This window comes from Mongoliibacter sp., assembly GCF_007692705.1.
GTDB lineage: Bacteria > Bacteroidota > Bacteroidia > Cytophagales > Cyclobacteriaceae > Mongoliibacter.
In genome coordinates this window covers 1-4,579 of the sequence record NZ_REBN01000051.1, presented here as the reverse complement: position 1 = coordinate 4,579, position 4,579 = coordinate 1, and the positions used below count along the sequence as shown (strand labels likewise).

At 38.8% G+C, this 4,579-nt stretch carries 4 protein-coding genes; 1 reads left to right on the top strand and 3 read right to left on the bottom strand.

The window, feature by feature from the left end; genetic code table 11:
• From EA341_RS00855 to EA341_RS00845, 3 genes are all read right to left on the bottom strand, one after another.
• On the bottom strand, positions 1-506 hold a 506-nt coding region (locus tag EA341_RS00855; protein WP_293010787.1), incomplete at its 3' end, for a hypothetical protein.
• A 348-nt stretch (positions 507-854) separates the two neighbouring features.
• The gene (locus tag EA341_RS00850) at positions 855-2,162 is read right to left on the bottom strand and encodes a VOC family protein (RefSeq protein WP_293010786.1); all 1,308 of its coding nucleotides are present in this window, start codon (positions 2,160-2,162) and stop codon (positions 855-857) included.
• Between the two features lie 330 nt (positions 2,163-2,492).
• Positions 2,493-3,920 carry a DASH family cryptochrome gene (locus EA341_RS00845; protein ID WP_293010785.1) on the bottom strand — a complete coding sequence of 476 codons (1,428 nt, stop codon included), beginning with the start codon at positions 3,918-3,920 and terminating at the stop codon, positions 2,493-2,495.
• Positions 3,921-4,017: 97 nt separating this feature from the next.
• Between EA341_RS00845 and EA341_RS00840 the strand changes: the two genes are divergently transcribed.
• Entirely contained in the window at positions 4,018-4,578 is a 561-nt protein-coding gene (locus EA341_RS00840) for a hypothetical protein (RefSeq protein ID WP_293010784.1), read from the top strand.
• The last annotated feature ends 1 nt before the right edge of the window (position 4,579 follow it).

Below are 4,579 nucleotides of genomic sequence, written 5' to 3'. Positions count from 1 at the left end.
AAATTATCAAGGTCAAAATTGTTGGAGGTATATTGTCTTACCTGAATGACATTTCCAAAAAACCCTAACCCACCTTTTAGAATAAAATCATGGCTTTGAGTGGAAAAAATGGCACGTCCTATGGTTAAATCTGCATAAGTACTGGAAAAATCAGCTACTGTCCTGACATTTCCGGAAGTATTAATGAGCGGTGTTGTAAAAGGTTGGAAAGCTGCATAAAGGTTATAAAATAAGGCTTTCCTTTTCCATCCAATACCAAAACCAACAAACCTGTTAAAACTACTGGGGTCTGTTTCCAAAAAGTTACCCAATCTACTATACATATTCCCTAATCCCATTTGATATCCAAAATCACCGGGACTTATGTAATACATATTACTTTTATCAAATTTCTCAGATGTGGATAACTCCTGCTCTTCATCCAAATCAATCACCTGGGCTGATACAGGTCTACAGCATAGAAGTACTAAGAGAAAAGAATTGACAACAATTAAAAATCGGATCATGGCTTTTTCATTTTTACAAAAGCAAATGAATATAAAACCTGAAATCCAAACAAGCATTCAGGACAACGCCACTGAAACTTGTGATGATTGATCTAAAAAATGATTTTTGTGTTTATATGATATACTTAATTTCCTGCTCACTTCAATCTCTAAAAATATTGACTACTTCTATCCAATAGAATAAATATCTAATCTGATAAAGTGCATTTTTACCAGTAGTTTCAATTCATTGATTTATCGATTGCAATTGGTCAATATCAATAAGTATCTAATATCAATGAATATCGATCCTAAGCCAAATCGGCTATACATTTAATTATCAAAGTCTGTATACCCAAACCAATACCTCTACTTGCTCAGTACTTCAAACAGCCTCGTATTATCTTCATGTTCCAAAAAAGCATTGAACTCCAAAAAATACTTCCCGGGATCTACTCCTACAAATGCTTTGTATCTATCCTCCTTTCCTGAATACATTTCCCTTTCCAGGGTAAAAGGTGCATGTTTTTGTGAATAGGCATACCAGTCCTCCAGGTTATCCACAACGAAGGCTATGCTTGTTCCCTTCTTTTCTGTGTAATTGTGCATGCCCCGCTTTTCGTCGACCAATCCAATATAACCCGTTTCAGAAGCCTGATAGACTTTTGCCCAGCCTTGATCCACAATCAAGGGCAGTCCGATTTGTTCTTCATAAAAACGCTCTGCTTCCTGCAGATCCTCATAATACATCCATGTCACTGTCCCATAAAATCCCAATTCCAAAGGATGTGCATTCAAAGCAGTGGGCAAGGCAGGGTATCGCCTCAATTGAGGCATCAGCTTTTCATTTTCGGGATGCTGTTTGAAAGTCTCAAATTCCAGCAGGTATCCTTCAGGATCCACAGCCACAAAACCATCATGGGCATTGTTTTCCTTGGGTTTATAGGTGTACTTGATTTCCACCTCTTTCTCCTGAAGAAAATCATACCATTCAGGCAGCTGATCGGTAAGCAATGCTATGGCAACTGTCTTTGGTTCCTCAGCCTTATGTCGGCCCAATTCAGCATCCACCAGTGTAATAAAGGCATCCTCAGAAACCCGAAATGTCTTTGCAAATTCATAATCGGAGACTTTTTCCATCCCCAGTAGATTTCCATAAAAATCTTCAGCCCTTGAAAGATCCTTGTAATACAGGAAAATATTGGTTGCCTTAATTCCAAAATCAGGTAAAGTCCTGAAATCGGAATGCTTCGCCAATAGCTGATTGATATAATGCGGGGGATAACCCAATAGCCTTCCAAATCTTCTGGCCTCAGCTTGCTGATTATTTCCGGAAGCCATACTTTCTTTGAGGTCAAGATAGGCCTGAAGTGCATTTTCTTTATGAAAAATCAACACTTCTTTGCCTTGCGCTACCTCAATAGGAAAAAGCTGGGTTGGTACCAAATTCCCTTCTCTGTAAACACCGATTCCATATTTTTCAGCAATTTCTTGGGCTTCAGACCATAAGTTATCCACATCCTTGGCATGCATGGGTTCACTTAATGCCAAAGGCTTAACGTCTGCGGCTACCATTTCAGCAAAGGCCTCCATCTGGCCCAAAAGCATGCTTTTTTCACCCTTTTCACAGGCTAAACAAAAAATCATCAAAAAGAGAAAAAGGTATCTATTTTTCATGTCAGGCTAATATTTTTTCATTTAAATGGAATCTCTAGTGCCATTAAAATTTGCTTCGCATAGTCCTCATTCCCTACCTCTTTGAACGCTTCATAAAAAATCGGAATTAAGATTATGCCACGATAAATATGGTCTAGAATCAGTAATTTAAAACCTTATCTGATTTTTTGAAATTTAAGCAAATATCATTAAAAATTAGATTTAAATCTGTTTAACGGAAATGTCTGCCAAAAAATGTTACACAATCATTTAAGCAAATTCCCACGCAACTCTGATTAACGATTATGGCGGATCGTAGGCGATTGAAATAATTATATCCTTTATTCTATATCAAAGATAAACCTTAAACCTGACCATAGGATGTGGATAACTCCCCCCCAATGAGACCCCACATGACTTTAGTAATGATGTGGATAAGTCCCAAGGAATATGAATATCAAAGCCCGGAATAGTGGCCAATTCAGGGATCCAAGTTCTCACATAATCTCCTTTTTTATCATAATTCTGTCCTTGTCTAAGGATGTTGAAGTACCTGTTTTCTCTAGGATCATTCCCTACTCCCGCCACATACATCCAATTTCCCCAGTTGCTGCAGACATCATAATCGATCAGCATACTTTCAAAATAAGCTGCTCCCCACCTCCAATCGATTTCCAGATCATTAACCAGGAAAGAAGCAACATTTTGCCTGCCCCGGTTTGACATAAATCCTGTGGCATTCAGTTCCCGCATGTTGGCATCTACAAAAGGAATCCCTGTCTCTCCATTGGCCCATTTCCAGAATAGTGATTCATCACGTTTCCAGTTATCCACATCATTTTTGATGCCTTGCAACTGAAAAATCTTTGATCCATGCTTCTTGGCTATGAACCTAAAATAATCTCTCCAAATCAATTCGAAGATTAACCAATAAGTAGATTGGTTTTTTTTGACCTCTTTCTCATACCTCTTCACCTCCTCATAAATATACCTAGGGCTTAGACAGCCCAATGCTAACCAAGCTGAGAATTTCGAACTGTAGTCTGCACCCAATAGTCCATTTCTAGTTTGCTTGTAATCCTTCAGGCAATTGTTTTCCCAAAAATAGGTCTGAAGTCGCCGAAGACCTTCCTCTTCTCCACCTTTAAACACCAACACTCTCCGAGGGTCAGGCTCCGGCTCCTCCAAACCAAAATACTTCATATCAGGTAGCTCACCTTTATCTCTATTTAAATCAGGAAATTTCAATGTCCCCGGATTGGGATAAGTCTCTCTGATCTTCCCATATTTTTCACATTCTTTCCTAAACTGAGTAAACACTTCAGGCACTTGACTTACAGGAAATGGTAAATCTTCCAAATGGTATAAAGTGCTCTGCCAAAAACCTTCCGTTTTTATTCCCTTTTTCCACAGGTTTTGCTCAAGACTTTCTTCAACCAACTTCTCTTCAGGAGTAACTTCTTCGGAGAAAAAGACAGCATTTGCTTCAGATACCTCTGCTATTCGAAGCACCTCCTCTTCAGGTTTTCCCTGACATATAATAAGTTCTGAACCAAGATTCTTAAGGTTTTCCCTGAGATTCTCGACTGCCTCTATGAGAAATTTGGTGCGGTGTATTCCTGTCTTTGCGAAACCTATTTCTTCCAAAGAAAACATCCTTGGATCAAAGCAATAAACAGGTATGATTTCTTTCGCATTTTGTGCAGCGGCAAATAAGGGTGCATGATCATGCACCCTTAAATCATTTCTAAACCAAACAACAACTCTTTTGTATTTCATTTGCAATTTAAACAGCCTGTTAAATAAAAGTGTTTGCGCAAAAGGCAGGAATAATGCTTATTTAAGCATTATTAAACCGCTTAATACATCTTACCAAATGAAAAAAGTCTTAACCCTTATTTTTGTCCTAAGTTCATTTTGCAGTATCGCCCAAGAAAAACCTGGAAATCAGGAATTTTGGGACTCCCTGAAGAAACACTGCGGGAAATCCTACGCAGGTGAAATCATGACCCCTTCTGAAAATGACCCCTTTACGGGAAAAACCCTTATCATGCATGTGGTGGACTGTGGAGATGATTTTATCCACATTCCGTTTTTTGTGGGTGATGACAAATCAAGAACGTGGGTTCTAACCATGGAAAATGGCTTGATTAAACTTAAGCATGACCATAGACATGAAGATGGCTCAGAGGATGAGGTGACCCAATATGGAGGAATTGCTTCTAATACGGGAATGTCAAAAATTCAGTTTTTCCCAGCTGATCAGGAAACCACAGACTTAATTCCTTATGCGGCCAACAATGTATGGTGGATAACTTTAGAGGAGGATTCTTTTTCATATAATCTGAGAAGAATTGGAAGCGACAGGTACTTCTCTGTCAAGTTTGATTTAAGTAAAGAAGTGGAAAGCCCTGGACCGGCATGGGGCTGGGAATAAA

Coding starts and splice junctions, on each gene's coding strand:
- EA341_RS00850 (WP_293010786.1), bottom strand. CDS start 2,162: ATGAAAAATAGATACCTTTTTCTCTTTTTGATGATTTTTTGTTTAGCC.
- EA341_RS00845 (WP_293010785.1), bottom strand. CDS start 3,920: ATGAAATACAAAAGAGTTGTTGTTTGGTTTAGAAATGATTTAAGGGTG.
- EA341_RS00840 (WP_293010784.1), top strand. CDS start 4,018: ATGAAAAAAGTCTTAACCCTTATTTTTGTCCTAAGTTCATTTTGCAGT.